The organism is Acinetobacter sp. 1125_18A (genome assembly GCF_052824985.1).
Genome location: NZ_VTDG01000035.1, coordinates 1 through 2,562, shown reverse-complemented (window position 1 = coordinate 2,562; position 2,562 = coordinate 1). Strand labels below are relative to the sequence as shown.

Here is a 2,562-nt window from a genome sequence, read left to right as displayed (position 1 = left end):
TATAAAGATACGGTCGCAATTACGATTACATGGTGATTCTATGAGCTTAAATAAAATGAAAATATGGTCGGGCAGGACTTTCTCTGCGGCCGCGATATTGATGGTCACTTCACCGGTATTCGCACAGGCCACTTTTTTAATCTGGCCAATTTATCCAAAAATTGAAGAAAAAGAGAAAGCCACTGCGGTCTGGCTACAAAATACCGGTAACTCTGATGCCATGGTACAGATTCGGGTATTTAAATGGGATCAGAATCATCAGCAAGATGCTTATACAGAGCAAACTGAGGTTATTCCAAGTCCGCCTGTTGCGAAGATCAAGGCGGGTGAAAAGCATATGTTGCGTTTGACTCGCTCGACTGCTGTACCTGATGCAAAAGAACTTGCCTATCGAATTATTGTTGATGAACTGCCGATCAAGCTCAATCCAGAAGATGAAAAAGATGCATCGACAGTCAGCTTTCAGATGCGTTATTCCATTCCCTTGTTTAGCTATGGCAAAGGACTTGGTAGTGGTTTAACTGAAGTTTCACAAAAAACCAATGCGAAAAACCCTTTGGCTAAACCGATATTAAGCTGGTGGGTCAAGAATAATGAACAGGGCAAACCTGAACTTTATATTAAAAATACTGGTTCAAAATTTTCACGACTTTCTGGAATTAAATTAACCCCGACTTCAGAGCAAATGGCTTTTGGCAAAACCGCCTTTGGTTATGTGTTGGCAAACAGCACCATGAAGTTTGATCTGGACAATAAGTTACTCAACAGCCTAAGTGGTCAAAGCAGTTTGTATGGGGTTGACAGTTCAGGGGTGAAACAGGAATTGGTTGAGATTAAAAAAGAAGGAGGGGGATAAATGGGTTATTTATCAGGGTTACACACCCCTTCTTTTTTATGCAAAAGCCTGACATTGATATTGGTTGCGAATATTCCATTGCTGAGTTGCAATGTCTATGCAAATGGTTTGCCCCCGCCACCACGAGATGTTTCAGAAGTGAATAGCTTATTTAAGCTCTATCTGGACTTGGTGATCAATCAATATTCGACGCGACAAGTGATACCGGTCATTGTCAAAGGCGATCATTACTTTATCCAGCAATCGAAACTGGATGAGTTGCAGATTAAGCTGCCTGCGGATGCACTTCAGCAACAGTCAGAAAAAAACCTGACCGATCTGGATGTATTTACTTTAGGCTTTTCGGGCAAGGCCTTGGATTGGGTCAGCCTCAATCAGATTCCCGAATTGAAGTATGAGTACAATTCAGCGCAACAGTATTTTAGTCTAGATCTTCCTGCCAGCTGGATGCCGGTGCAGATAAGTGGTTTGGATTCTTGGTATCAACCTGAAACAGCGCAGTCGGGTATTGGTTTATTAAATAACTATGACTTTTATACCTACCGCCCAGAGAATGGTGGCTATAGCAGTACACTCTTTACAGAACAACGCTTTTTCTCCCCTTATGGGGTACTGAGAAATTCAGGGGTTTATAGCAAAACTGATTTTAAATCTGATGGGATTGGAAACGACTCAACTCAAGATAATGATGGCTACCGCCGCTATGACACCACTTGGCAATATGATGACCCAGTCCGGGTAGTTTCATTTTTAGCCGGCGATGTAATTACGGGAAGTAAAAACGCATGGGGAAGTTCAGTGCGTTTAGGTGGATTGCAGTTACAACGTAATTTTGGTACCCGTCCAGATTTGATTACCTATCCTTTACCTCAGTTTAAAGGACAAGCGGCTTTACCGAGCACCGTGGACTTATTGATTAACGGACAGAAAACCAATTCAACCGATGTACAATCTGGCCCTTTTATTCTAAATAATGTTCCATTTATTAATGGTAAAGGCGAGGCGGTGATTGTCACCACAGATAGTGTTGGCCGTCAGGTGGCAACCTCGGTGCCGTTTTATATTTCGAATACTTTGCTTAAACCGGGGTTATTGGATTATTCGGTGTCTATGGGACAAATCCGCGAAGATTATGGGATCAAAAACTTTGAATATGGCAAATTTGCCAGTTCAGCGGATGCGCGTTACGGGATTAACGACTGGCTCACGGCTGAAGGACGAGTTGAACTCTCCGATTCAATTCAGTTGGCAGGATTGGGTTCAGTACTCAAGCTGAATCGGTTTGGTGTTGTAAGTGGTTCGGCAACCCAAAGCTGGGCTGATGGAGAGCTTAATCAGTTAAATAATAACTTGAACGGAAATAAAAACTTCAAGGGAAATCAATACACGCTCGGTTATAGCTATAACCAACAACGCTTTGGATTTAGTCTCAATCATACCCAGCGAGATCAGGACTATTATGATCTTTCACGCTTGCAATATAGCAATTTGATTTCAGCCAACAGTCATAAAAGTTTGGTTGCCAATACTTATTTTGCTACAGAAAAGTCGGGTACTTTTGGGGTGGCATATATCCGAACCAAGAGTCGAGACATTGAAAATAAACTGATGAACCTGTCTTGGGCACCGGTATTACCGTCCTATTTGCGTGGTGCGACAGTGTCGTTAAGTGCCAATCGGGATTTTGTGGAAAAAGAGTGGAGTGC

The 2,562-nt window shown here is 42.4% G+C and carries 2 protein-coding genes; both read left to right on the top strand.

The features are described 5' to 3' along the window. Window positions 1–55: 55 nt before the first annotated feature. A complete protein-coding gene (locus tag FY049_RS22100; protein WP_446084417.1) occupies window positions 56–856 on the top strand; it encodes a fimbrial biogenesis chaperone in 801 nt (266 codons plus the stop codon). Then, window positions 857–2,562 (top strand): fimbria/pilus outer membrane usher protein (locus FY049_RS22095; protein ID WP_446084416.1); only part of this gene is annotated, 1,706 nt, incomplete at its 3' end. It abuts the gene before it with no gap.

Excerpts from the sequence above, each read along its gene's own strand:
- FY049_RS22100 (WP_446084417.1), top strand. The coding sequence starts at position 56 with ATGAAAATATGGTCGGGCAGGACTTTCTCTGCGGCCGCGATATTGATG.